The sequence below is a fragment of the Streptomyces sp. NPDC005808 genome, from assembly GCF_042871385.1.
In the GTDB taxonomy this organism is placed as follows: domain Bacteria; phylum Actinomycetota; class Actinomycetes; order Streptomycetales; family Streptomycetaceae; genus Streptomyces.
In genome coordinates, this window is the sequence record NZ_JBIAIK010000016.1 from 18,692 (window position 1) to 44,038 (window position 25,347).

Here is a 25,347-nt window from a genome sequence, read left to right on the forward strand (position 1 = left end):
GACGTGAAGGCGATGTGAGTAAAGGTACGCCGGACGACATTCCGGACCGTGAAGCTCATCACTCACGCCCAGGATCAGCCAGTTCGGGAACGACTTCGGGGTCGGCGCCCGTGCACGACCGGACGCGGCTGCTCCGGGAGTTCGACCACCTCCCTGCCGGGCATCGTCGCGCACGAGTCCGCGCGGCAGGGTGGGTCAGGTTGGACATCCCCGACTTCGGGGACGCCCCGGCGTGGCCTCCGACCGGCGTGGCCTTCGGTCGGCGCGGGGGCCCACGACCCTCGACCGGCGCGGGGCCACCACGACCCTCGACCGGCGGGGGGCGACGCGGGCCTCGACCGGACTCGGGCCGGGTGCCGTCAGGTGCCCGGCTTGCGGCCGTAGACGTAGACGTCGTCGCCCGTCTTCAGCAGTGACCAGTACTTCTTGGCGGTGGCCGTGGTCATGTTGACGCAGCCGTGCGAGCCGGGCGGGTTCCACATGCTCACGCCCACCGAGTGGAAGGCCTGACCGCCGTCGAAGAACTGGCTGTAGGGCATGGGCACGTCGTAGATGCTGGAGACGTGGTCGATGTCCCGCCAGTAGATCTTCTCCAGGCCGGTACGGGTCTCGTAGTTGTTACGGCCCGTACGGACCGGCACCGGCCCATAGACGAGCTTGCTGCCGTCCTGGATCCAGCTCAGCTGGAGCGTGAGGTTGACGCAGGCGATGCGGCCCTTGTTGACCGGGCACTTGCCGTCCTTGTTGGGCTTGTTGCCGACGGCCTTCTGCTTGTTCATGAGGTCCATCACGCCCCAGGTGATGGACCCCGCGTACCCGATATTGGGGGTGATGCCGTGCTTGTTCTGGAAGGCTTGGATCGCCTTGCAGTCGGCGGTGGACTGCCGTCCGTCGACCGGGCGGCCGAGGAACTTCTCCACCTGCTTCTGGTACGGGCCGGCCTGTGTCGTACAGCTCGCGGCCTGCGCGGGCGCCGCGCCCAGCACGAGTGTCAGCGGCGCGATCAGCCCGGTGATGCCGAGCGCGACAGCTCCGCGTCTGCGTATGTCCCCCATGACGGACCTCTCTCTTACGTTCTCTTCGCATCCATCGCGATGTTCCGACTGCTAGACCCGCGTCGGGGGGTGCGCGTTGTAGGGCCGGCCGGGCTGCGACGAAACGGTGACATTGGCCGGCGTCGAGCAGGCCCCAGCCGATCCCCCGCCGGCGTGAGCCGCGCCCTGCACTGAACCGGTTTCCCGCAACTGGACCGGGATTCCCGTGCCGCCGTGCCCCGTCCGCCTACCCTGCCGCCATCACCGCACACTCACCGAGGACCTCGACCGGCTCCGGAGGTCCCGCCGCCCGGTAGGCGCGGTGACCTCAGCGGTACCCCGTCGCGTCTGCCGCCTTGCCCACGTCCTGGACCTCGACCATGTAGCGCCAGGCGTCCGGGCGGCTGCCGTCGCGGTCGCTGAAGCCGTACACCTGGGCGAGTCCGCCGCTGGAGAGCGAGTCGCCGTTCCAGCGGGCGACGTCCGGGTCGGCGGCCAGCGCGGCGACGGCTCGGCCGACGTAGAAGGGTGTCTCGGAGATGCCGAAGTGCGGGACGCGCTCCAGGGCGTCGCGCCAGTTCTCCTCGGTCACACCGAAGTTCTCGAGCATCATCTCCGAGCGGAGCCATCCGGGAGTGAGCGCGACCGCGGTGGCACCGCGCGGGCCCAGTTCGTGGCCCAGCGCGAACGCCATGCGCAGGACGGACGACTTGGCGAGGTCGTAGAAGAAGGAGACCCGGTAGGTGTTCCGGTTGTACTCGGCGGTGCCGTCGGTCATCTCCACCACCAGGCCGCCGGGGTTGCGGAGCAGCAGGGGAAGCGCGTGGTGGCTGGTGATCGCGTGGGTCTCGACAGCGAGACGCAGCAGCCTGAGGCCCTTGTCGAGGTCGTGTTCCCAGACCGTCGACTCCCACTCGAAGAGCGTCTCGCCGCCCCAGACGTCGTTGACCAGGACATCGAGGCGGCCCTGCTCGTCCGCGATACGGGAGACCAGGGACTCGACCTCGGACGGGACCAGATGATCGGTGGGGACCGCGATGCCGCGGCCTCCCGCCGCCGTGACCAGCTCCGCCGTTTCCTCGATCGTCTCGGGGCGGTCGTACTCCGATCGCTTCGCGCGCGTGCTGCGGCCGGTCACGTAGACGGTGGCGCCGGCCGCGCCGAGTTCCACGGCGATCCCGCGGCCGGCGCCTCGTGTCGCCCCGGCGACGAGTGCGACCTTGCCTTCCAAGGTGTGGTGCAGCGGCCCCGACATGTCCGACCTCCGTGCTCGTAGCGCTCACGCGATGCCTTCACGCGTGCGTCCCTACGAGGGTCCCGCAGAAGCCGGACATCCTCTGTCGTCTTTTTCCGGCGCGTCGAAGCCGGTGCCGCGTCGGGGTCAGTGACCGCGGGTGATCCACTCCTCCAGGTGCGGGGCCTCGGCTCCGATCGTGGTCGAGTCGCCGTGTCCCGTACGGACCGTGGTGTCCGCCGGGAGGGTGAGCAGCCGGTCGCGGATCGAATCGACGATCGTCGGGAAGTGGGAGTACGAGCGGCCGGTGGCTCCCGGGCCGCCCTGGAAGAGCGTGTCGCCGGTGAAGACGGTGCCCAGGCCCGGGTCGTACAGGCAGACAGCGCCGGGGGCGTGTCCCGGGGTGTGCAGCACGGTCAGGTCTGCGCCTGCGGCCTCGATCACCTGGCCGTCCTGGAGCCAGGCGTCGGGGAGGCGGTCCGGGTGGGTCTGCTTCCACAGCGGAAGGTCGTCGGGGTGGAGCCAGATCGTGGCGCCGGTGCGCTCGGCGAGGGCGGGAGCGGCGTCGATGTGATCGTTGTGGGCGTGTGTGCACACGATGGCCAGGAGGCGTCGGTCGCCCAGCGCCTCGGCGATGGCGTCGGCGTCGTGGGCGGCGTCGATGACGATCGCCTCGTGGTCGTTTCCGACGATCCACACGTTGTTGTCGACGTCCCAGGTGCCGCCGTCGAGCGAGAACGTGCCGGAGGTGACGAGCTGTTCGATACGCGCGGTCATCACAGCACCACCACCGAACGCAGCACGTCGCCGTGGTGCATCCGCTCGAAGGCGGGCTCCACCGCGTCCAGGGCGATCGTCTCGGTCACGAACGCGCCCAGATCCAGCCGCCCTTGCAGATGCAGGTCGATGAGCAACGGGAAGTCGCGGGAGGGCAGGCAGTCGCCGTACCAGGACGACTTGAGCGCTCCGCCGCGCCCGAAGACGTCGAGCAGCGGCAGTTCCAGCTTCATCTCCGGCGTCGGTACGCCGACGAGCACGACCGTGCCGGCGAGGTCACGGGCGTAGAACGCCTGCTTGTACGTCTCCGGACGGCCCACCGCATCGATGACGACATCGGCGCCGAAACCGCCGGTGAGCTCACGGATCGCCTCGACGGCGTCGGCCTTGGCGGAGTTGACGGTGTGCGTGGCGCCGATCTTCGAGGCGGTCGTCAGCTTCCGGTCGTCGATGTCGACGGCGATGATCTTCGCCGCGCCGGCCAGCCGGGCCCCCGCGATCGCCGCGTTGCCGACGCCGCCGCAGCCGATGACGGCGACGGAGTCGCCCCGGCCGACGTTACCGGTGTTGATCGCGGCGCCGATGCCCGCCATGACGCCGCAGCCGAGGAGGCCGGCCACCGCCGGGGACACGGCCGGGTCGACCTTGGTGCACTGTCCTGCGGCCACCAGCGTCTTCTCGGCGAACGCACCGATGCCCAGGGCCGGGGAGAGCTCGGTGCCGTCCGTGAGCGTCATCTTCTGCTCGGCGTTGTGCGTGTTGAAGCAGTACCAGGGCCGGCCGCGCAGACACGCACGGCAACTGCCGCAGACCGCACGCCAGTTGAGGATGACGAAGTCACCGGGCGCGACGTCCGTGACGCCTTCGCCGACCGACTCCACCACGCCCGCAGCCTCGTGGCCGAGCAGGAAGGGGAAGTCGTCGCTGATGCCGCCCTGCTTGTAGTGCAGGTCGGTGTGACAGACCCCGCAGGCCTGGACCTGGACGACGGCTTCTCCCGGCCCCGGATCCGGCACGACGATGGTCTCGATACGCACCGGCTCGTTCTTGCCCGGTGCGATCACGCCCCGTACTTCCTGCGCCATGTTGATCAGCCTTCCGTAGTTCGACGTTCCCTCGGAGCCCGCGCCCGATCCGACCGGCGGTCGGACACAGGTTCTGCGACCGACCCTATGGCGTGAGCGCCCGGTAGAAGGCCAGGTGGTGCGCGGCCGCCTCGGTCCAGGTGTGGCGGGCGGCCAGCTCCCGGCCGGCCTCCGCGCGGGCCGGGTCGTACGAGTCGAGCGCGCCGCCGAGTTCGGCGGCAAGGGTCTGCGGTGAGTCCCCGAACCGGGCGGCCGGGCCGAACACCTCGCGCAGCACGGGAAGGTCCCGCACGACCAGCGGGACGCCGGCCGCGAGCGCCTCCATCGCGGCCAGCCCGAAGCCCTCCTTCAGGGACGGGAAGGCGAAGGCGTCGGCGGCGGCGACGAGTGCGGGCAGTTCTTCGTCGGCCACGGGTCCCAGGACCATGGGCCGCACGCCCAGCTCCGCCGCCCGGGTTTCCCAGCGGGCGCGGTAGTCGCGGTAGTCGAAGAGGGTCTCGCCGCCCGCGATCACCAGTCGTACGCCGGGGTGCCCGGTACGCAGCGACGCGTACGCCTCCAGCAGGTCGAGCGATCCTTTTCGCGGCTCGATGCCGCCCACGGTCAGGACGTAGGGGCCGAGGCGGGAGCGCCAGGCGGCGCGCGCCGCCGGGTCCGTGGTGGCGAAGCGCTCGTACGCCACTCCGTTGGGGATGACCGCGGGTTTCAGGCCCCAGCCGTCGGAGAGTTCGTCGGCCACCGACCGCGAGACACAGATGTGCGCGTAGGGCTCGACGATGGCCCGTTCGTGGCAGGCGGCGAGTTCGGGGGTGGTGAAGTGGTCGAGGTGGTGGACGGTGCGGACGCAGCGGCCCGCGGCGTTGGCGCTGATGCAGTCCTGTGCGTGGACGATGTCGTAGGGGGTGGGGTCGAAGGCGTCGCGGAGAGTGGCGATGGAGCGCAGGATGCGCGCGCCGACGGTCTCGTCCGGCGGGCCGTCGGGGAACGGCACGACGCGTAGGCGCACGGCGGGGTCCACCGTCCGGAAGAAACCGTCGTCGCCGCCCCGGCCGAGCGTCCAGACGGTGACGTCCTCACCGGCCGCGGCCAGCGCCTCGGCGAGAGCGAGGGTGTGCACGACACCGCCGCGCGGCTTGGTGGAGTAACTGAGCAGGGCGATCCTCATGAGGGAACCTCCCGATAGGCGGCCGGACGACGCTCGTGGAAGTGACGCAGGGCACGGCGGGCGCGGTCCATCTCGGCCGCCACGCCAAACAGGGCAGCACTCACAACGAAACCTCCCGATAGGCGGCCGGACGACGCTCACCGAGGTGACGCAGGACACGGCGGGCTCGGTCCATCTCGGCGGCGACGTCGACCTCGGCGACGGCGAGGCCGGCCTTGGCCCAGGTGCGGGCGAGGATGTCGCCGCCGGGGCCGACGACCTTGGACTGGCCGAGGAAGCGCATGCCGCCCATGGTGCCGGTCTGGTTGGAGGAGGCGAGGACGACCTGGTTCTCGGCGGCGCGGGCCTGGTCGTACAGGTCGAAGAGTTTGGCCTGGCGGTCCTGGGCCATGCGCGGGGCGCGGTTGGTGATGCTGGTGGGCCAGGCGGAGAGGCAGGCGAGGATCTCGGCGCCGTCCAGGGCCAGTGAGCGGGCGGACTCCGGGAACGTCTTGTCGTAGTCGATGAGCATGCCGATCCGGCCCACCGGGGTGTCGAAGGCGTCGAAGCGGTCGCCCGGCGCATACGCGGCGACCTCCCCGGCGGGCAGGTGGACCTTGCGGTGGCGGCCGAGGACGCCGTCGCCGCTGACGCACACGGCGGCGTTGTAGTGCTCGGTGCCGCCGTCCTCGCAGTAACCGACGCAGACGACCATCTCGGCTGCGAGGCGGGCGACTTGGAGGATCAGTGGGTCGTCGGGCTTGAGCGCGGGCGGCAGCGCGTCGGGGTCGGGGTGGCGCAGGTCGGCGAGGTAGCCGCCGAGCGCGGCGTCGGGCAGGACGAGCAGTCCCGCACCCGATTTACGCGCGTCATCGATGAGTTTCGCGATGCGCGCGAGGTCGAACTCCAGGTCGCGGCCGAAGTGGGCGGCGGCGGCCGCGATCCGGATGGTGCTCATGCGCTGACTGCTCCTGCGTGCGTGTAGGTTTCCGGGCGCCGGTCGCGTAGGTGCCCCATCGAGCGGCGGGCGGTCTCCAGGGCCTGGGCGATGTCGAGTTCGGCGATCGCCAGACCGGATCCGACACCGGTGTCGGCGAGGATCTCGCCGCCCGGGTCGACGACCTTGGCGCTGCCGACGAAGCGTAGCGACCCGAAGGTACCCGCCTGGTTGGCGGAGATCCACACGATCTGGTTCTCCAGGGCGCGGGCCCGGTCGAAGAGGTCGAAACGGCGCTTCCAGCGGTCGTTGACCAGATCCGTGCTGGCGTGGGTCCTGGCGCCCGGCCAGGCCGAGACGCAGACGCCGATCTCGGCGCCGTCGAGGGCCAGCGCGCGTGCGGACTCCGGGAACGCCTTGTCGTAGCAGATCATCATGCCGATCCGGCCGACCGGTGTGTCGAAGGCGTGGAAACGGTCGCCGGACGCGTAGCTGACGTCCTCGCTGAGCGGCTGGTGAACCTTGCGGTGATTGCCGAGCACGCCGTCGCCGTTGACGCAGACGACGCTGTTGTAGCGGACGTCGCCGTCGGCCTCGCAGTATCCGGCGATCACGGTCAACTCCCCCGCCAGGGCAGCCAGTCGGCGGATCTCGGGGCCGTCGAGGGCGAGCGCGGGCGGGCCCTCGTCGGACGCGGAGTCGTCGAGGCTGAGCAGATAGCCGCCCAGGCAGGCCTCCGGGAGGGCGAGCAGCCCGACGCCCTCGGCCCGCGCTTCCTTGATCAGCCGTTCCACGACGGCGAAGTCCTCTTCGAGGTCGCGGCCGAACTCGGCTGAGGCGGCGGCCACACGAAGGGTGCCCGTGCGGTGGGTGCGTGTGCGGCTCACGCCTGTGGCATCGGTGGTCATGTCTTCGGTACTCATGCAGTCCCCATTCCGGTCACCGGTCCGGTGACAGCTTCGGTGATCTCTCCGTCGGGCCAGCGCAGCCCGACACCGTGTCCGACGGTCAGCTCTCCGCAGCGGGCCCCTGTGGCGGGGCCCGCGGGGAGGGGCGGCGCGTTCGGCTCGTCGGCGGTGAGCATGGCGAAGCCCGGGAAGCAGGTGAGCCAGTCCCCCATGGCTGCCGCTCCGGGGCGCGGCACGGCGGCCACGTCGAGCACGGCGCCGCAGCCGCTCGCTTCGGCGAGCATGCCAAGGGTCCCGGCGATGCCGGCCATCGACACGTCCTTCGCGGCGGCGGGCCGTGCCGCGGCCACCGCCCGGGTCATGGTGCGGAGTTCGTCCCCGCGACGGTGACTTGAGGAGTCCCACTGGCGCCCCCGGTAGCCCTGACGCCAGCCGCCTCCCAGGTCGGCGGTGAGTCGCACCGCATGCCCCGGCCGCCCGCCGCCGCCCGGCACGGGGTGGTCGGTACGGCCGAGCGCGGTCACGGACAGGGCGGCGGGCACGCCGAGTTGGGTGTGGCCGCCGAGCACCGGGACGCCGTAGGCCCGCGCCGCCCGGCCGAGTCCGGCGAGGATCCGGGACGCGTGCCAGGCATCCTTCGCGCCCACCGCGTCCAGCAGTCCGACAGGTGAAGCGCCCATCGCCGCAAGGTCGTTGACATTGACCAGGACCGAGCACCAGCCGGCCCAGTCGGGGTCCCGCTCGACCATGGACGGCACGATCGCGTCGCAGGCGGCGATCACATCCGTGCCGGCGACGGGTGCGCCGTCGTCGCCCACGTAGCCGAGGGGCGCCGGCGTCAGGGCGCGGAGCAGGGGGCCGAGCGGGGCCTTGGTGGCCTCGGCCTGCGCGGCGATGCGTCCGATCGGCCACCGCATGAGGACATGCGGACGGTCCGCGAGCACCACCTCTCTGACGTGCTGCCAGCCAAGTCGCTTGAACAGCAGTCGATTTCGGACCTGGACGGTGGCGTCGAAGCGCAGGACGCCCTCGGCCTCCGCCCGCGCGCAGGCAGCCCGTACGAGGGCGGCGCCGATCCCCTGCGGTCCCCTGGCGCCGGGCGCGACGACCAGCCGGCCGCCCGCCCACCAGCCGAGGTCCGGGCCGTCGTCCACCGGACCGAGCCGGACGCCTCCGAGGACGGCGCCGGAGCGGTCCTTGGCGACCAGGACCAGGGTGCGGGGGTCTTCGTCGCGGTCGTCGAGGTCATGACCCGCGAAGAGCCCCTGTTCGTGCACGAACGTGTCCCGCCGAAGCCGTTCGTAGGCTTTCAACTCGCCCTTGGCCGAGGCCTCTTCGATGTGGAAGCCGGGCTGCCGTGCGAGTGTGCTGTGGTCGCCGAGCAGCGCGAGGATGTCCTGCGCGCGCTCCACCACCACGGGCGCGGTCGTCGTCGATCCGTCGAGGTACACGGCTCAGCCACCCGCCGTCCGAAGCACACTGCACGCCCCGCAGGCCGCGCAACCGGCCTGCTGGTCCGCGCCGTTCATGTCCGCCGCACGCAGTTTCGCCGCGACACCCTCGGTGACGTACCGCAACAGCGCGGCACTCGGGGCCCCGGCGCCGTCGCGGGCGGCCAGCGTGCCGCCCATCGGGCGGAAGGGGACGACGAACGGGTAAACTCCTCGGTCGATCAACTTCCCTGCTCCGGCGATGAGTTCGTCCGGATCCTCACCGAGACCGACGAGCAGGTACGTGGAGACACGGTTGGGCCCGAACACCCGGACCGCCTCGTCCCAGGCGGCTTCGTACTCCGCCAGGGGCACGGTCGACTTGCCGGGCATCCAGCGCCGCCGTACCGCGTCGTCGAGGGACTCGACATGGATACCGATGGCCGTCGCCCCGGCTTCGTGCAGTTCACGGATCCACACCAGGTCGCCTGGTGGTTCGCACTGCACCTGGACGGGCAGGCCGGGCACGGCTTGGAGGACGGAGCGCAAGGACCGCACGAGATTGCGGGCGCCCCGGTCAGGGCCGGTCGTCGTGCCGGTGGTCATGACCATCTGCCGTACGCCGTCCAGGCGGACGGCCGCCTCGGCGACTTCGGCGAGTTGTGCCGGGGTCTTGGCGGCGACCGTCGCACCGGAGCGCAGTGACTCCTCGATGGTGCAGAAGCGGCAGCGGTCGGCCTCTGCGTAGCGGATACAGGTCTGCACGACCGTCGTGGCGAGGACGTCGGAGCCGTGGAGGCGGGCGATGTGCTCGTACGGGGTGCCGTCGGCGGTGGTCAGGTCGTAGAACCTGGGGCGCTGTACGGCGGTCAGAGTCAGGCCGGTGTCTTCGTCGCCGAGCCATACCCTGCCGTCCCGGACCGCGTACGGGCTGTCGGGGTTGCGGGGCAGCGCCGCGTTGGCACCGTCGACAAGGACGTGCCCGTCGTCGCTCGGGCCGGCGCCGTCCGGACGCTGCACGGGAGCCTCCGACCGGACTCCGTGGAGGGCGAGTTCGGCGCGGGTCGTGATCCGGACGTCGACCGGACCCGACCCCCTCGTCTGTGTGTCGGTGCCAACGCTCATGGCGTGCCCCTCAGAGCTGGTAGGTCGAGTTGATGATGGCGCCCTTGCGCGCGTAGTGGATCAGCGCGTCCTGGACGTCGAGCGGGTGGGTCGGGATGACGCCCTCGATCAGGTCCTCCTCGCGGGCCCCGTGCAGGGAGAGCCCGAAGCGGCAGCAGTAGACCTTGCCGCCCTCCCCGAGGAATGTCTTGAGCTGGTTGTTGATGTTGTGCTCGCCCGGGAAGGCCGAGTTGCCGACGGTCGGAAACCCGCGGGTGGCAAGGCAGTTCAGCGAGCCGGGCCCGTAGAAGTAGATGGCGGTCTCAAAGCCCTTGCGCAGGGCGCGTGTCGCCTGCAGGACGGCGACGAAGGAGACCGAGGACTCGTGGGCGATGCCGTGGACGAGGGTGAAGTACGTCTCGCCGTCCTCGGCCTTGTAGTCGGGGAAGACCTTGGTGTCGCCGTAGATGCTGGTGCCCTCGGGGAGGGACGGGTGCGGGATCTCGGTGAGGGACTTCTGCTCGATCTCGCTGAGTGCGACGGTTTCCGACATGGCTGTCTCCTTGGACGTGTGGGTGAGCGAGGGTGGTACGGGCGCGGAGAAGGTCGTATGTGGATGAGGGTGTGTGCGGGTGTGCGGGTGTGCGGGTGTGCGGGTCAGTCGTAGAGCGTGGCGAACGTGTCCCGGAAGACCCGCTCGCCCAGTTCGCCACCGCCGGCCGCGGCGGTCATCCGGGCGTACTCGCCCGCGAAGTCGCCCCAGGGCTGGTCGCTGGCGAAGAGCACCCGGTCGTGGCCGATACCGCGGTGCTCGATCTCCCGGGCCAGCCAGTACGGGGCGAAGCCGATGGCCCAGGAGAGGTCGGTGTAGACGCGCTTGCCCGACTCGATCCAGTCGAAGAAGCGGGAGCCCACGAGTTTGATGTGGCCGCTCATCCCGCCGCCGAAGTGCACGAGGTGGATGGCGACCTGATCGGCGTACCGGTCGACGAGGTGGCCGACCTCGTCGATGTCGGAGGCGGCGCCCGGCGAGGTGTGCACATGCACCACGAGGTCCAGGCGCTGAGCCTCGTGGAAGATCCGGTCGAGGAGCGGGCGGCAGTCGGGGTCGGTGGGGCTCCCGCCGAGCAGGAAGCTGAGCTTGAGGGCACGTACGCCGTCCTCACCGGCCAGGGCGAGGGCGTGCGCGGTGCGGTGCTCGTCCTCGGGGCGCGGGGAGACCCACAGGCCTGCCCGGATGCGGTCGTCGCTCTGGGCGGCCTCGATGGCCAACTCGTTGAAGGAGAAGGCGATGTCGGGGTCGGGGACGCCGTAGTTGGGGAGCACCAGCGCGCGTTCGGTGCCTTCGGCGTCGAGGTCGGCGAGGAGCTGCTTGACGGTGGCCCGGGCGGTGGTGTCCGGGTTGACGGGCGGTCCGCCGTAGAAGGGATACGCGGGGAGTACGCCGATGTGGCGGTGTGCGTCGAAGACCATGTCCGTGCTTTCAGCCGACGGGGAGGGCGGGAGCGAGCTCGGTGGGGGCGCCGGTGAGGGTGCCGCAGACGTCGGCGAGGCGGCGCGAGGCGTCGATGTGGTCCGCGAGGAACTCGGCGTCGCGGCCGACGGCCTCGAAGCGCCCCGAGCCCCACGAGAACTGCCAGGGCAGGCCCACGAAGTACAGGCCGGGAGTGCTCGTCACCCCTCGCCAGTGCATCGGGTAACCGCGGCCGTCGAAGACGGGTATCTCGATCCAGCGGTGGTCGCGGGTGAAGCCGGTGGACCAGATGACGGAGGTGACCTCGGCATCGGCCAGGTCGAGCGCGGCCGGTTGCTCGGACGGCTCCCACACGGGCACGTAGCGGGCCTCCTCGGGCGCCGGTATGCCACGTTCCAAGATGTGCGCGTCGATGGCGTCCTTGATGCCATCGGCCACGGCATCGGCCCGGTCGAGGTTGATCAACAGATCGTCGGCGAACTCCAGGATCCCGCCGTCGATGCCGGTCAGCCGCCCGTACAGGCGCATTCCGTCGCGGGCGAAGGCACGGAGGTCGATGTCCCTGCCGCCGTCGCGCCCGGTGACGTAGTGGTTGACGCGCATCCGGACGGCGGCCGCGTCGTCGAAGTGGTCGATGCCCTTCGCGTAGTGGCCCATCTCGTCGAGCCAGGCGACGCAGTCCCGGCCACGGTAGAAGCGGGCCACCCGGGGTGCGCTGCCGACGGCCAGGTGGACCCGGCGGCCCGCGAGGTGCAGGTCCTCGGCGATCTGACAGCCGGACTGTCCGGTACCCACCACGAGCACGGCCCCGTCGGGGAGCTGGGCCGGGTTGCGGTAGCGGGAGGAGTGGATCTGCTCGACGCCTACGGGCAGCCGCTCGGCCATCCGCGGGACGGCAGGCGTGTGGTAGGGGCCGGTGGCGACCACCACCTGATCGGCGGTGAACTCCCCCGCGCTGGTGGCCAGTTCGAAAATGCCGCTCGGGGAGCGGCGCAGCCCGGTGACGGACACGCCCTCGACCAGCGGCGGATCGAAGCGGGCGACGTACTCCTCCAGGTAGCGCACGATCTCCGCACGCACCATGAACCCGTCCGGATCGGGCCCCGCATAGGGGTGACCGGGCAGTCGGCACTGCCAGTTGGGAGTGACCAGGCAGAAGGAGTCCCAGCGCCGCTCGCGCCACTCGTGGCCGACCCTGTTGGCCTCGATCACCACGTGCTCGATACCACGCTCACGCAGACAGTGACTGACGGAAAGTCCCGCCTGGCCACCACCGACAACCACCACCGGATAATGGGATCCGTACAGCTCTGGCATGAAGTCCTCCCTGCGCGGGGCGAGGTTTTCGGGGAGAACCGTCTCCGGTCTCACTCCTCACCGCTGCTTGTGGGAACCACTTCAGCCACGGCTGATTACCGAATCGCGTCATCCGGAACAAAGCGGCGTTACCAAAACCTCACTTATTGCCTGGCAGGCAAGTTCCCCAGGAAAAGCCTTCGCCTCTTTGACGCCGGAGAGATGCCGTCGAGATGCCGTCGAGATGCCGAGGTCGATGGCCACCCCTTCCACCGACGTAGCCTGAACGCTCCGCACAGATCCCTCACAAGGAGCGCCGTGAGCACTACCGCAGCCAAGCCCGAGGCACCCGCGTGGCGCCTGTTGTTCGGGTACGTACGACCGCATCGATGGGCGCTCTTCGCGGGTGGGTTACTGGCCCTCGCGACCGGGGCCACAGGGCTGGTACTGCCGCTGGTGGCGCGCGGACTCATCGATGATCTGTCGCACGACCGCCCGATCACCGGGGCGCTGCTCGGCATGGCGGCGCTGGTGGTGACCAACGCGGCGGTGGGCGCGACGGGCTCGTACGTGCTGCGGCGCACCGCCGAGTCAGTGGTGCTCGGCGCGCGGCGCGCCCTGTCGTCGTATCTGCTGCGGCTGCGCATACCGGCCGTGGACCGCAGCGAGCCGGGCGACCTGATGGCCCGGATCACCTCCGACACGACTCTGCTGCGCGAGGTCACGACCGATTCGCTGGTCGGCTTCGGCACCGGAGGACTCACCCTTGTCGCGACGGTGGCGATGATGGGCCTGGTCGACCCCGTGCTCCTCGGCGTCACGCTGGCCGTGATCCTGTGCGCGGGCACTGTCCTCGGCGTGATCGTGCCGCGCATCAACCGGGCGAGCAAGCGGGCGCAGGACGCGGTCGGCGTGATGGGCGCCTCGCTGGAACGGATCCTGGGCGCGCTCCGCACGATCAAGGCCTCGGGTGCCGAGAGCCGCGAGGAGCAGGCCATCCACGCGGCCGCCGAGGAATCGTGGCGGCAGAGCGTGCACGCCGCCAAGTGGTCGGCAGCCGCGGGCAACACGGCCGGCCTGGCGATGCAGATCGCGTTCATCACGGTGCTCGCGGTGGGCGGCGCCCGCGTCGCGACCGGCGCCATCGACGTCGGCACGCTCGTCGCGTTCCTCCTCTACGTCTTCTACCTGATGTCGCCGATCCAGCAGCTCGTCGGTGCGATCACGCAGTACCAGACCGGCGCCGGCGCGCTCGCCCGTATCCAGGAGGCCCTGCGGCTCCCCGCCGAGCCCGCCGCCCTGCCCGCGCCGCTGCCGTCCCCGACCGCAGAACCCGCCGCCCTCGCCTTCGACGACGTGCGCTTCCGGTACGCCGACGATCTGCCGTACGTCCACCACGGCGTGACGTTCGCCGTCCCGGCCCGCGGCATGACGGCGTTCGTCGGACCCTCCGGCGCGGGCAAGACGACCGTCTTCTCCCTCATCGAGCGGTTCTACGACCCCGAGGCGGGCGTCATCACCTTCGACGGCCGGGGACTGGAGGACTGGGATCTGCCCGAGCTCCGTTCCTCGATCGGCTACGTGGAGCAGGACGCGCCCGTCCTGTCGGGCTCCCTCCTGGACAACCTGCTGCTCGGCAACCCGGACGCCGATGACACCGACGTCGCCCGCGTGCTGAAGACGACACGCCTGGACGGACTCGTGGCCCGGTTGCCGCGCGGCCTGGACACCCTGGTCGGCCACCGCGGCACCAAGCTGTCCGGCGGTGAGCGTCAGCGCGTCGCCATCGCCCGCGCCCTGCTGCGCCACCCCCGCCTGTTGCTTCTCGACGAGGCGACGTCGCAGCTCGACGCGGTGAACGAGGCCGCGCTGCGCGACACCGTCGCCGCTGTCGCCCGTACGACAACGGTCCTCGTGGTCGCGCACCGGCTGTCCACCGTCACGATGGCCGACCGGATCGTCGTCATGGACGCCGGCCGCGTCCGCGCGGTGGGCACCCACCGCGAACTCGTGGCCGGGGATCCGCTCTATGCGGAACTTGCGGCCACGCAGTTCCTCGCGACCGTCGGCTGACCGGCCGGCCCGTCCCCGGCACACCTGCCGGGGGCTCCCGCAGCCCACGTCTAGAACGGGTAGTGCGCCTGCTGCGTGGCGATGGTCACCCAGCGAGTGTTGGAGAACGCCTCCAGGCCCCAGCGGCCGCCGAAGCGCCCGTAGCCGGAGGCCTTGACGCCCCCGAAGGGCGCGTGCGGCTCGTCGGCGACGGACTGGTCGTTGATGTGCACGATGCCGGTGCGGATCCGGCGGGCGACGGCCAGCCCGTGCGTGGCGTTCTCGGTGATGACTCCGCAGGTCAGACCGTTGTCGGTGTCATTGGCCACGTCGACGGCGGCGCTGTCGTCGGCGAAGGTCTCGATCACGCAGACCGGGCCGAACGCCTCCGCGTAGTAGATGTCCGCGTCCTTGGTGACACCGGTGAGGACGGTCGCCGGGTGCACCGCGCCCTCCGGCTCCCCGCCACCGGTGAGGACCGTGGCGCCCTTGCCCACCGCGTCCTTGACGAGACCCGCGACCCGCTGTGCGGCGGCGGCGCTGACCAGCGGACCGACCACCGTGTGCGGGTGGGCGGGGTCGCCGGCCTGCAGCTGGGCGACCTTCGCGGCGAACTTCTGTGTGAACTCCTCGGCGAGCGAGTCGTGTACGAGGATCCGGTCGCCGGACATGCAGATCTGGCCGGAGTTCATGAACACACTGAAGGTGACCGCGTCGACCGCGTAGTCCACGTCGGCGTCGTCGAGGACGACGACCGCGTTCTTGCCGCCCAACTCCAGTACGGCGGGCTTGAGATGAGCGGCGGCGTGCGTGCCGATGATCCGGCCCACTCCCGTGGAGCCGGTGAAGTTGACGGCGCGGACACGCGGGTCGGCGATGAGCACCTCGGCGATCTCGGCGGCGTCCTCACGGGCGTTGGTGACCACGTTCAGCACACCGTCCGGCAGCCCGGCCTCGCGCAGTACGTCGGCGACGAGCAGCGCACACGCGATCGGCGCGTCCTCGCTGGGCTTCACGACGACGGTGTTGCCGGCGGCGAGGGGAGCCGCGACCGCCCGTACGCCGAGGATGACAGGCGCGTTCCAGGGCGCGAAGGCGGCGACGACACCCAGGGGTTCGCGGATCGCGAGGCCGAGCGCGCCCGCCTCCTGGGCGCTGAGCACCTCACCGCGCGGAGCGGTGATCGCGGCGGCCGCCTCGCGCAGGATGTTCGCGGCGAGGCCCACATTGAAGTACGCCCATGGGCGGGTGCCGCCCGCCTCGTGCGCCATCAGCTCGGCCACCTCCTCCCCCTTGGCGTCGAGGAGGTCGGCGGCCTTCAGGAATATCGCGCGGCGCGCGAAGGGCGCGAGCGCGGCCCAGTCGGCGAAGGCCGCGTCGGCGGCGTCCACAGCGCGGGTGACATCCTCGGGACCGGCCGCGGCGACGGTCGCGAACACCTCGCCGGTGTAGGGATTGATGTCCTCGGTGGTGCGGCCGGAGGCAGCCGGCACGTCCTTGCCGCCGATGAACAGTTCACGGGTGATGGCCATGGCGGGTTCCTCCGGTACGTAGCGACGGCGGTACGCAGGTGGTCAACAGCAGCAGTTGAGAGCTCACGACGGCAAACACTTGTTCGCCACGCGAATCCTACTTCACTAACCTACTAGGTAGGATGCTCGGACCGGGCCCCGTGAAAGTCAAGGGCATACACGTCTGCCCCCGGCACCGGATGCCGGGGGCAGACGAAGCTGTCGCGCGCCGAAAGGCTACGCCTCAAGGGCCGGTAGCACCCCGGCGACTGGTGCGAGCAGGTCGGTCACCTGGTGCAGCTGGTCGAGGCCCTCGTTCAGACGGTTGAGCCCGGCCAGCTGGGTGGAGACCTTCGGAATCGCGGCCTGGTACTTCGCGGGGATTTCACTCACAGCGAGCCGGTCGAGCTCGGCGATGGGGTTCAGCGGCTTCGGCGCCTCGGAGACGGCGGCGTTCGCCATCGGCGCGGCAAGACCCGTGACACCGACGGCGAGACCAACGGCGGCGGCAATACGTCGTGTTGAGATCATGCTTCAGCAACGGCTCCGGGCCCCGGGCGGACACGGCCGTTGCCCGCCGCTCACCCGTGAGGCTCAGGGCTGCGTTGCGCTTGCCGCGCGCCCCGCGAGGGAGGAGTCTCGAAGGAGAGGCCCTTCGCGGCCCGCTCCTCGCTGGGCCGCGGCCTCGCAAGGAGGTCATCATGAGCACCGCGGCACGCCCCACCTTCGACACCGAAGCGCTACGCCGGGGCATAGAGGGACGGAGCGCGGCAGATCTGCTGTCGCTCTACGCCGACGACGCGGAGGTCCGTGTCGTCGATCACAACACCCAGCCCAGCCATCCGATGGTCAAACGCGGTCGCGGCGAGATCGCCGCCATGCTCAACGACGTCTACAGCCGGGACATGACCCACAAGCTGGAGCAGTGCGTCGTCGACGGCGACCACGTCGCCTTCACCGAGTCCTGTCAGTACCCGGACGGCGTGAAGGTGCTGGCCAGCTCGATGATGTCGCTACGCGGCGGCAAGATCGTCGAACACACGCTGCTGCAGGCGTGGGACGAGTAGGAAGGGCCTGACGGCGGCGGTGTCCGCCTCCGTACCGGGCTCAACCCTGCGCGGAGCACCTGCTCGCTCAGCTCCTCACCCCGGGCACGGCGGATTCCGGCTGCCCGACTGCCGCGCTCTCCGCCGCGCTCTCCGCCGGGACCGGCGTCGCGGAGGGGGTGCGTCGCTGGGCGATGCGCAGCAGGGCGAGGAGGGCGATGAAGCACATGCCGTACACGGTGAGCAGGACCGATGACTCGTAGATGTCGGCGGTGCGCCAGGTCACGCCGGCCGCGTCGGTGACGGTGGTGTGCCTGCGGGTGAGGAAGTCCGTGAAGAACGAGATGGTCGTCGCGGCGTAGAGGAGTACGCCCTGCAGGTCACTGGCCGTGGTCGACTCCGGCTGCGCCGTCGGCAGCGGACCGCGGCTGCGCACGTAGAGGGCGAAGACCTGCATGAACAGGTAGACGGTGAACGTCCACCCGAGGAAGTTACCGAGGGGGACTCCGAAGAATCCGCCGCCGTTCTCCCACACCCAGTGGTGCTCGATCGTCGAGAACCCGGGGTCCATGGCAAGGTCCCAGGCGGTCATGGCGAACGCGGCGACGACGGGGGTTCCGATGGTGGTCAGCCAGCTCGAGTTGCGGCGCACGTCGTCGAGCAGCACGGTGGCCACGATCCAGGCGAGGTAGCCGGTGGCCAGGTAGGCCGGGCCGATGAACCACGGCACCTGGAAGATCTTGCCGTCGCCGGTGTAGTGGTAGTGGCCGAACGGGAAGCCGGTCTGGATGCTGAGGTTCTCCAGAGCGTTGCTGATCACGAGCCCACCGACGACGAAGACCCCGATGGCGCGCCGGCCGTAGCGCTGCGCCCCGTGCAGGAACACGAAGCCGACCTGCACCACGATCACGAGCATCGTCAGGCCGGGCACGAAGGCCGACAGCAGCTGCCCGAGGAGGACAACGGCCGTGAGGCACAACACCGTGGTGTTCTTGTGGGAGCGTGGGACGGCGGTCATCGGGGATCTCCGGCTTCTGTCGGGCTGTTGCACGTGAGCAGGCCGTTGAGGACCAGTGTGCTCATCAGGGTGTGGTCATCGGCGTCGTCGGTCCGGCCGAACATCCGCGCCAGCGGTGCCTGGCTGTACATGGCCATCGGCTTCGTGACGGCGAAGTGGAACAGGTACCAAGGGATGTCTCGCAGCGTCCCCTCCCGCACGAGCCGGTCGAAGGCCGGCCGGCCCATGTCGTTGAGCGGGCTCATCAGCGTGTAGAGGTGGGTCAGGCGCGGTGAGTCGCGGCCCGCTTCGTAGTCGATGACCCGCGAGAGGTGGGGACGGCGAGCGGCAGCCTGGTGGAAGGCCCGCACGCCGGCGATCAGCAGCGCGAGGTCGTCGACGGGCTCCTCCTTGGCAAGGGCCGCCATGACCTCGTCGGTCGTGTCGCGGATGGCGGTTTCCATGACCGCCCGCCAGAAGACTTCCTTGGACCCGTACCGGTCGTGGATGAAGGTGTGCCCCATGCCGAGGCGCTCGTTCAGCTGCCGTACGGACACCGCCTCGTAGCCCAGTTCCGCGAACGCCTCCAGGCCGCGCTGATGGATCTCCTCCAGGTCGGGCAGTGGCGCGTCGGCCGGCGGCCGGCCCGGCCCACGCGGTGACTGTGCACTCCGCCGGGTTGCCATGGAACCTCCTGAGCTGGGCGAGGCACCACCCACATTAATCAGCCAGTTGCCTGATTAACAACTCGGAGCGCGTCCGCGCACCTGCCGCTCCGGTCATGGAGCGGCAGGTGCGCGGTGAACCGGTCGGAACCGGTCGGACCCGTCGGACCCGTCGGACCCGTCGGACCCGTCGGACCCGTCGGACCCGTCGGTCAGCCGAACTCCGCCGCGGCCCATGACGCCAGCTCGGTCCGGGCCGCGCTCAGCAGACCGGCGGACGGAGCGGTCGCCCCGTTCGTGACCAGCGCGTAGTGCAGCGTCCCCGAGCCGGGAGCGGTGAGCAGGAGGCGGCGGCTGCCCGTGCCACCCGGTTCGAGCGCCACCGCGATCGGGGTTGTCGTGGTGTACGAGGGTGGCGTGGCCGTCGTGCCGAGGTCGGAGACGACCGTGGTGGCCGACGTCGGGAAGGACGCCGGGAGATGGAGTTCCGTGGGAGTGTTCGTGCCGTCGGAACGCCAGACCAGAAGGCTGTACTGGCCCGACCCCACGAGCTGGGAGACGTTGGGCAGGGAGCTCGGGACCGGGTTCCAGGTCAGGGTCGTGCTGCCGTCCCGGGAGCGGTCCTCGTAGGTGAAGGCGACCGCGGTGCCCGCGGTGGCGCTGGGGTAGACGCGGTCCAGCAGGCGGGCGTCCTGGCGCAGTACGGCCGCCCCCGAGTCGTCGAGGCCTACGGCGGAGAGGTCCTCGTCGTTCCAGGCGTCGCCGGTGGTCATGACCTGGGCGGGGTTGTCGTTCATCAGCTCGTGGTGGCGGCCGTTGTAGATGTCCCACTGCCACTGGCTGCCGGACAGGACCGCGCCGGAGGCAGCCGGGTCCGACCACCAGGTGGCGCCCTTCTGCCGGGAGTCGAGGGCCTGGTACATCGCCTTGAGGACCGTGGGCGCCTTGTCCGAGACCGATCCGGCCAGCGGGTGGCCGAACTCGCTGAGTATCGCCGTCGTACCGGCGGCCGAGGCGCGGTCGCGTAGCGTCCCGAAGTCGGTGACGTACTGACCGTCTTCGGCCTTGCCCCACATGAAGACGCCCGAGATGGCCTTCTGGTCGTAGAAGTGGCTGTTGAAGACATAGCGCGAGCCCAGGGTGCCCGCGTCGAGCAGTCCGCCCTCCTGCTTCTGGAAGTCGATGTTGGCGTTCCAGAAGAGGTTCGGCTCGACGAAGGCGGGTTTGTTCTGCCAGCCTGCCGCGTCCATCCTGGCCCGGAACTTCACGTAGAAGGGCCAGAGCACGTCACTTTCCCAGGCGCGGCTGGTCTGACCGGAGTCGTACGTCCCGGCATGCGGTTCGTTGAAGGGATCGAAGCCGACGACACCCGCGAACTGGTCGGTGGTGAGGTGCTGTCTGACGTAGGCCATCGTCGCCTCAGCCGTGGTGAGGAAGGCGTCCTGGATGCCGTACTCGTTGTGCCAGAAGTCGTACGACGCCTGCTTCACGGCCTCGTTCTGGGTGATGTTCTGGCCCCAGAGGATGCAGATCCCGCACGACTCCTGGGGGTAACCCCCCGCGTCCACGGCCCACTTGGGGGCGCCGTCGCCGGTGTACCAACTGCCCTGGTTGAACAGGTACCGGGAGTAGAGGTCCTGGTGGAAGTCCGGGTACACGCGGATTCCCGCGTCGAGGAAGGCGCCGATCTGGGCGGTGGCCGCCGCGAGATAGGTCGTGTCGACCTGGCCGCGCACGGGTTCGGCCTGCGCCCAGGAGAGCAGGAAGCGTACGGAGTTGCCGCCGCCGAGAGCGCGCAGCGCCGTCGCCGACCTCCTCGCGTCGGCGACGGACGCGAAGGGCAGCCCGTTGTTCTCCTCCAGCTTCGTTTCGCCGGAGACGTTGTAGCCGCGCAGTACGACCTCGCGGCCGAGCCCGTCGGTGAAGTGACCGTCCTCGACGGTGAGGGTGGCGGCCGCGGATTCGTCGAACCAGAGGGAGTCGGGGAGTCCGTCCGCAGTGGCGGGCTGAACGCCCGCCGCGGAGAGGAAGCCGGTGAGGAGTACGAGGACGCCGAGCAGACGCGCACGTAACTTCGACATGTTCATTACAGTGCGCGAGCGCATGCTGGACCGTCAACACCGCCTGACTCTTGAGTAGGTTTCAGTTTCACCGGCCGCCGTGACCTGCTCATCACCCAGACCGACGCGCGTCATGTTCAAGCCCCGACGCTCGTCGCGCGCCGCGCGTCTTCGTGGTCTGCGGGGCGGCCTGCTGCTTCGCGAGCACCGGCAGCACGGCGCCCAAAGCGTCGGCCGGGGCCTCCAGGCGGAACCGGAGCATCGGCTCGTTGTAAATCTCAGCGGCCGGTCGGCTTCGCCGGGAGTGTGGCGATCCTGCCCGGCTCGCGGGGCGGATGCGACGCTTGCACCTGCCGCATTCGTCAGATGCCCTCCGCGGCGAAGGGAGCCAGCGATGCGTGAGATCCTCCCGGCGCTCAACCGGTGGTACGCGGCGGGATCGCCGTTCGGGCTCGCCACCGTGGTCGCCGTCAGCCGCAGCGCGCCGCGCGACCCGGGCGCGGCCATGGCCGTGGGCCCCGGCGACGAGGCCGTGGGCAGTGTGTCCGGCGGCTGTGTCGAGGGCGCGGTCTTCGAGCTGGCCCAAGAGGTGGTGGAATCCGGCGAGGCACGCCTGGAGACCTTCGGGTACAGCGACGAGGACGCGTTCGCCGTGGGACTGACCTGCGGCGGGGAGATCACCCTCCTCGTACGCCGAGTGACGCGCGAGGACGATCCCACCTTCGGGGCGGTGGCCGAGTCGGTGGCCGCGGGCCGCCCGGTGACCGTGGCGACGGTGCTCGACGGTCCGGCAGCGCGCGGCGCCACACTCGCGGTGTGGCCGGACGAGGTGGCCGGCTCGCTCGGGTCGACCGGTCTGGACGTGGCGGTCACGGCCGACGCCCGAGGGGAACTGGCCCAGGGGGCCACCGGGCAGCGGCACTACGGCCCGGACGGTGAGCGCCGCGAGGACGATGTCACCGTCTTCCTGCACTCCTTCGCTCCGCCGCCCCGCATGCTGGTCTTCGGCGCGATCGACTACGCCGCCGCAGTGGCCCGTATCGGCGCCTTCCTCGGCTACCGCGTCACGGTCTGCGACGCCCGCCCGGTCTTCGCCACCGCGAAGCGGTTCCCGGCGGGCGTCGAGGTCGTCGTCGACTGGCCGCACCGCTACCTCAGCGGTACGACGACGGACGCGCGCACGGTGATCTGCGTCCTCACCCACGACCCGAAGTTCGACGTGCCGCTGTTGGAGGAGGCGCTGCGCCGCCCGGCCGCGTACATCGGTGCGATGGGCAGCCGGCGCACGCACGACCACCGGATGAGGCGGCTGGTGGAGGCGGGGCTCGGCGAGAGAGAACTGTCCCGGCTGCGCTCACCGGTCGGGCTCGACCTCGGGGCCCGTACGCCCGAAGAGGTGGCCGTGTCCGTCGCCGCGGAGATCGTGGCGCTGCGGTGGGGCGGCAGCGGAGAGCCGCTCACGGCGACGGGCGGGGCGATTCATCCGGGACCCGTCCATCCACCACGAGGAGAAACTCCGTAAGGCGGAGGGCTACGACGTCAACTGCGCGGGGGCAGCCGGTGATGACGTACCTCGCCCAACCGGCCGTCAGTCACCCGCGCCGTCATGTACGTGCAGTGGGGCCGGCGGCGACGGTCGGTCGGAGAACCGGGGTTGAGGAGGCGCAGGCCGGTGTCCGTGGTCGTGTCCCAGGGAATGTGGCTGTGGCCGAAGACCAGGACATCGAGGTCGGGGAACCGCTGGGCGCAGCGGAGTTCGCGGCCCTGGGCGGCACCCGTCTCATGGACGACACCGAGGCGCAGGCCGTCCAGGTCGAGGCGGGCGGTCTCGGGGAGGCGGGCGCGCAGATCCGGGCCGTCGTTGTTGCCGTGGACGCCGACGAGCCGGCGGGAGCGGGCCTCCAGGAGGTCGAGGGTGGCGGTGTCCACCCAGTCGCCCGCGTGGATGACCAGGTCGGCGAGCGGAAGTTCGGCAAGGAGCTGAGCTGGGAGTTCCTTGGCCCGCTTGGGGAGATGGGTGTCGGACATCAGCAGCAGACGCACGCCCTCAGGGTGCCACTCCGCGAGGGGTGTCGCTGCCGAGAGGTGTCAGTCCGCAAGAAGTGTCAGTCCCGATGGGGCCGGTCGACGCGAGCGTGTCAGTCGAGAAGGATCTCGCTCCATACCTGCTTCCCACCGCTGACGGGCACCGTCCCCCAGGCCGCCGACATCGCCTCGACGAGGAGGATGCCGCGGCCGCCGGTGGCCTCCCAGCCGATGTCGGTGGGCTTGATCGGGGTACGCGGAGAGTTGTCGGCCACCGCGATTCTGAAGCGGTTGTTGATGAGGGTGAGGTCGAGCCTGATCTGTCCGTCGGTGTGGACGAGGGCGTTGGTGACGAGTTCGGAGACGACGAGGAGTGCCGCGTCCGCGTCGCCGCGCATCCCCCAGGCACGCAGGGTGCGCCTGGTGAAGCGGCGGGCGTGCCGGACCGCCTCCGGGACGCGCCAGACCGTCCAGCTCTCGCGGAGCGGGCGCAGCTCCATACCGTCGTAGCGCATCAGGAGGAGGGCGACGTCGTCGCCGCGGTTGGCGCCGGCGAGGAGCCGGTCGGCCACGAGCCCGAGATGGGCTGGGTCGGCGGCGGCCAGCTCTCCGGCGAGCCGGTCCAGACCGTCCTCGATGTCGACCTCCGCGGACTCGACGAGACCGTCCGTGGTCAGGGCGACGATCGTGCCGGGCGGCAGGCGCAGCGGGCTCATGGGGAAGTCGGCCTGGGTGAGGACGCCGAGCGGCGGCCCGCCTTCGGACCAGGCGATCTCCGTACCGCCGTCCGGGTGGCGCAGCACCGGGGGCAGGTGCCCGGCACGTACGAACCACGCGAAGCCCTCCTCCATGTCCACGTCGACATAGCAGCAGGTCGCGAAGAGGTCGGTCTCCAGGTCCATGAGGAGCCGGTTGGCGTGCGAGACCACGACATCCGGGGGGTGACCTTCGACGGCGTAGGCGCGCAGGGCTGTGCGCATCTGGCCCATGAGCGTGGCGGCCGAGGCGTTGTGCCCCTGGACGTCGCCGATGACGAGTGCGACGTGGTTGTCGGGCAGTGGGATCACGTCGTACCAGTCGCCGCCGACCTCCAGGCCCGACGTCGTGGGCAGATAGCGGGCGACGGCGACCGCGCCGGGCAGCTTGGGCAGGCGGCGCGGGAGCAGGGTGCGCTGGAGCATGCCGATCAGTTCGTGTTCGGCGTCGAAGGCGTGGGCGCGCACCAGGGCCTGGCCGGTGAGGCCCGCGGCGGCGGTGAGCAGGGCACGCTCGTCGGGGCCGAAGTCGTGCGGCGTGTCCCAGCCGATCAGGCAGGCTCCGGCGATCCGTCCGGCGGCGGGCAGCGGCAGGACGGCGAGGCCGCCGGGACCCACGTCGGCGAGCGCGGGTTCCAGGTCCGTCCCAGCGGGCCAGACCGCGGCGCGCCCCTCGCTCAGGGCCGCGGCGAGGGTCGGCATCGCGCGTACGGGCGCGTCGGGCCACTCGGAGCGCCATTCGGCCCGCCACAGTTCGGGCCAGGCCTCCGGCTCGGGCGGGTCCAGGACGGTGACGACGAGGCGATCGCCCTCCAGCTCCGCGACGGCGATCCGGTCGGCCCGCAGGGGCTTGCGGAGGGCCTCGACAACGGCCCGGCCCACGTCACGGACGGTGCCTGCCGTGGCGAGGGCGGCGGCGAGCCGCTGGACGCGGGCGACCTCGTTGCCCCCCGAGCGCAGTTTCGAGGCGTCGGAGACGGTGCCCACGAGCCGTCCGGGGAGGCCCTCCCCGCCGGGCAGGAGGTGACCGCGCAGCCGCAGCCATTTCTGCTCGCCGGAGGGCTGGAGGATCCGGAACTCCAGCTCGCGGTCTCCGGTGGACATGTGGTCCGCCTCCACCACGGACATCAGCGAGGGCAGGTCCTCCGGAACGGTCAGCGACAGCAGTGTCTCCACCTTGCCGTCGAAGTCGGCCGGGCTCAGGCCGAAGAGCTCCAGCATCTCCTCGTCGACCTCGACACGCCCGGTGTCCATGGCGAGGCTGAACGAGCTGGCGGGCAGTTCGTCGGCGTCCGCCTCGGTGGCGGGCGGCGGACAGACGACGGCCTCGGCGATGAGGGCCAGGCACTCCCGGTCCTCGATGCCGAAGCCGGCGGGGTGCTCGCTGACGGCGAGCAGACAGCCGTCGTCGCGCAGCGGCAGGACGGCCAGCGAGAAGTCCTGGGAGGACAGCCGCCGGGCGTCGGCGCGCCGGTCGACCTCCTGGGGGCCCAGCCACAGCGGCCGGCCCGAGCGGTGCGCGTCGGCGACCGGGGATCCGCCGGCTACGGGATAGCCGTCGCGCAGCCCGTAGAGCGTTCTCGGCACGCCCGCGGACTCGGCGAGGCGCAGTTCCTCGCCGCCCCGGGTCGGTGAGTAGACCACTACGACGGTCGCGCCGGTGAAGACAAGGGCCTGTTCGAGTACGCGGCGGAGCCGCTCGCGGGGTTCGAGATCGGTTGTGAGCGTCTTGAGGGCAATTTCGGCGCGTGGCGTTCTCATTCTGCGTCCCGCGATGTCCTCACTGACCACGTCCGTAATTACAGCGCTTCCG

General features: G+C 70.7%; 22 protein-coding genes and 1 pseudogene. 4 read left to right on the forward strand and 19 right to left on the reverse strand.

All coding sequences use genetic code 11. The annotated features are described in order from the left end of the window. Positions 1-92: 92 nt before the first annotated feature. Positions 93-230: pseudogene (locus tag ACFYPC_RS29535) on the forward strand (gfo/Idh/MocA family oxidoreductase); the annotation flags it as partial. A gap of 129 nt (positions 231-359) precedes the next feature. On the opposite strand, the gene ACFYPC_RS29540 reads toward ACFYPC_RS29535, so the two are convergent. From ACFYPC_RS29540 to ACFYPC_RS29595, 12 genes are all read right to left on the reverse strand, one after another. Next, positions 360-1,055: a L,D-transpeptidase gene (locus ACFYPC_RS29540; RefSeq protein ID WP_391888696.1), complete on the reverse strand. Its 696-nt coding sequence runs from the start codon at positions 1,053-1,055 to the stop codon at positions 360-362. Positions 1,056-1,362: 307 nt separating this feature from the next. Further along, on the reverse strand, positions 1,363-2,289 hold the full coding sequence (locus ACFYPC_RS29545) for an SDR family oxidoreductase (RefSeq protein ID WP_391888698.1): 927 nt from the start codon (positions 2,287-2,289) through the stop codon (positions 1,363-1,365). A 126-nt stretch (positions 2,290-2,415) separates the two neighbouring features. After that, a complete protein-coding gene (locus tag ACFYPC_RS29550; RefSeq protein ID WP_391888700.1) occupies positions 2,416-3,045 on the reverse strand; it encodes an MBL fold metallo-hydrolase in 630 nt (209 codons plus the stop codon). Further along, positions 3,045-4,130: an S-(hydroxymethyl)mycothiol dehydrogenase gene (locus ACFYPC_RS29555; protein ID WP_391888703.1), complete on the reverse strand. Its 1,086-nt coding sequence runs from the start codon at positions 4,128-4,130 to the stop codon at positions 3,045-3,047. The genes ACFYPC_RS29550 and ACFYPC_RS29555 overlap by 1 nt, the downstream gene beginning before the upstream one ends. An 85-nt stretch (positions 4,131-4,215) precedes the next feature. Then, positions 4,216-5,295, reverse strand: coding sequence for an MSMEG_0565 family glycosyltransferase (locus ACFYPC_RS29560; RefSeq protein WP_391888706.1), 1,080 nt, complete (start codon positions 5,293-5,295; stop codon positions 4,216-4,218). A 100-nt stretch (positions 5,296-5,395) separates the two neighbouring features. After that, positions 5,396-6,232 carry a carbon-nitrogen hydrolase family protein gene (locus ACFYPC_RS29565; protein WP_391888708.1) on the reverse strand — a complete coding sequence of 279 codons (837 nt, stop codon included), beginning with the start codon at positions 6,230-6,232 and terminating at the stop codon, positions 5,396-5,398. After that, the gene (locus tag ACFYPC_RS29570; protein WP_391888711.1) at positions 6,229-7,134 is read right to left on the reverse strand and encodes a carbon-nitrogen hydrolase family protein; all 906 of its coding nucleotides are present in this window, start codon (positions 7,132-7,134) and stop codon (positions 6,229-6,231) included. The genes ACFYPC_RS29565 and ACFYPC_RS29570 overlap by 4 nt, the downstream gene beginning before the upstream one ends. After that, on the reverse strand, positions 7,131-8,570 hold the full coding sequence (locus tag ACFYPC_RS29575) for an MSMEG_0567/sll0787 family protein (RefSeq protein ID WP_391888714.1): 1,440 nt from the start codon (positions 8,568-8,570) through the stop codon (positions 7,131-7,133). The genes ACFYPC_RS29570 and ACFYPC_RS29575 overlap by 4 nt, the downstream gene beginning before the upstream one ends. 3 nt (positions 8,571-8,573) lie before the next feature. Continuing rightward, the gene (locus ACFYPC_RS29580; RefSeq protein WP_391888717.1) at positions 8,574-9,674 is read right to left on the reverse strand and encodes an MSMEG_0568 family radical SAM protein; all 1,101 of its coding nucleotides are present in this window, start codon (positions 9,672-9,674) and stop codon (positions 8,574-8,576) included. Between the two features lie 10 nt (positions 9,675-9,684). Continuing rightward, complete coding sequence (locus tag ACFYPC_RS29585) at positions 9,685-10,206, reverse strand: MSMEG_0572/Sll0783 family nitrogen starvation response protein (RefSeq protein ID WP_391888719.1); 522 nt, start codon at positions 10,204-10,206, stop codon at positions 9,685-9,687. A gap of 104 nt (positions 10,207-10,310) precedes the next feature. Beyond that, the gene (locus ACFYPC_RS29590; protein WP_391888722.1) at positions 10,311-11,126 is read right to left on the reverse strand and encodes an amidohydrolase family protein; all 816 of its coding nucleotides are present in this window, start codon (positions 11,124-11,126) and stop codon (positions 10,311-10,313) included. A gap of 10 nt (positions 11,127-11,136) precedes the next feature. Next, positions 11,137-12,444, reverse strand: a complete 1,308-nt coding sequence (locus ACFYPC_RS29595) for an MSMEG_0569 family flavin-dependent oxidoreductase (protein WP_391888725.1) — start codon at positions 12,442-12,444, stop codon at positions 11,137-11,139. Positions 12,445-12,741: 297 nt separating this feature from the next. On the opposite strand from ACFYPC_RS29595, the gene ACFYPC_RS29600 reads away from it, so the two are divergent. Continuing rightward, positions 12,742-14,496: an ABC transporter ATP-binding protein gene (locus ACFYPC_RS29600; protein WP_391888738.1), complete on the forward strand. Its 1,755-nt coding sequence runs from the start codon at positions 12,742-12,744 to the stop codon at positions 14,494-14,496. A 50-nt stretch (positions 14,497-14,546) separates the two neighbouring features. Here the strand turns inward: ACFYPC_RS29600 and ACFYPC_RS29605 are convergent, their stop codons facing one another. Together ACFYPC_RS29605 and ACFYPC_RS29610 are read right to left on the reverse strand one after the other, a co-directional pair. Beyond that, positions 14,547-16,007, reverse strand: coding sequence for an aldehyde dehydrogenase family protein (locus ACFYPC_RS29605; RefSeq protein ID WP_391888739.1), 1,461 nt, complete (start codon positions 16,005-16,007; stop codon positions 14,547-14,549). 216 nt (positions 16,008-16,223) lie between these two features. Next, complete coding sequence (locus ACFYPC_RS29610; protein WP_391888741.1) at positions 16,224-16,517, reverse strand: hypothetical protein; 294 nt, start codon at positions 16,515-16,517, stop codon at positions 16,224-16,226. 170 nt (positions 16,518-16,687) lie between these two features. Between ACFYPC_RS29610 and ACFYPC_RS29615 the strand changes: the two genes are divergently transcribed. Further along, positions 16,688-17,053 (forward strand): nuclear transport factor 2 family protein, encoded by a 366-nt coding sequence (locus ACFYPC_RS29615; RefSeq protein WP_391888743.1) that lies wholly within the window; start codon positions 16,688-16,690, stop codon positions 17,051-17,053. A gap of 67 nt (positions 17,054-17,120) precedes the next feature. On the opposite strand, the gene ACFYPC_RS29620 is transcribed toward ACFYPC_RS29615, so the two are convergent. From ACFYPC_RS29620 to ACFYPC_RS29630, 3 genes are all read right to left on the reverse strand, one after another. Beyond that, positions 17,121-18,050 carry a carotenoid biosynthesis protein gene (locus tag ACFYPC_RS29620; RefSeq protein WP_391888746.1) on the reverse strand — a complete coding sequence of 310 codons (930 nt, stop codon included), beginning with the start codon at positions 18,048-18,050 and terminating at the stop codon, positions 17,121-17,123. Then, positions 18,047-18,715, reverse strand: a complete 669-nt coding sequence (locus tag ACFYPC_RS29625) for a TetR/AcrR family transcriptional regulator (RefSeq protein WP_391888749.1) — start codon at positions 18,713-18,715, stop codon at positions 18,047-18,049. The genes ACFYPC_RS29620 and ACFYPC_RS29625 overlap by 4 nt, the downstream gene beginning before the upstream one ends. Positions 18,716-18,906: 191 nt before the next feature. After that, positions 18,907-20,775, reverse strand: coding sequence for a cellulase family glycosylhydrolase (locus tag ACFYPC_RS29630; protein WP_391888751.1), 1,869 nt, complete (start codon positions 20,773-20,775; stop codon positions 18,907-18,909). 373 nt (positions 20,776-21,148) lie between these two features. On the opposite strand from ACFYPC_RS29630, the gene ACFYPC_RS29635 reads away from it, so the two are divergent. Next, positions 21,149-22,276, forward strand: a complete 1,128-nt coding sequence (locus tag ACFYPC_RS29635) for an XdhC family protein (RefSeq protein WP_391888753.1) — start codon at positions 21,149-21,151, stop codon at positions 22,274-22,276. A gap of 17 nt (positions 22,277-22,293) precedes the next feature. Here ACFYPC_RS29635 and ACFYPC_RS29640 read toward each other — a convergent pair whose 3' ends face one another. Further along, a complete protein-coding gene (locus ACFYPC_RS29640; RefSeq protein ID WP_391888755.1) occupies positions 22,294-22,797 on the reverse strand; it encodes a metallophosphoesterase family protein in 504 nt (167 codons plus the stop codon). 95 nt (positions 22,798-22,892) lie between these two features. Then, positions 22,893-25,295: a SpoIIE family protein phosphatase gene (locus ACFYPC_RS29645; protein ID WP_391888757.1), complete on the reverse strand. Its 2,403-nt coding sequence runs from the start codon at positions 25,293-25,295 to the stop codon at positions 22,893-22,895. Between the last annotated feature and the right edge of the window lie 52 nt (positions 25,296-25,347).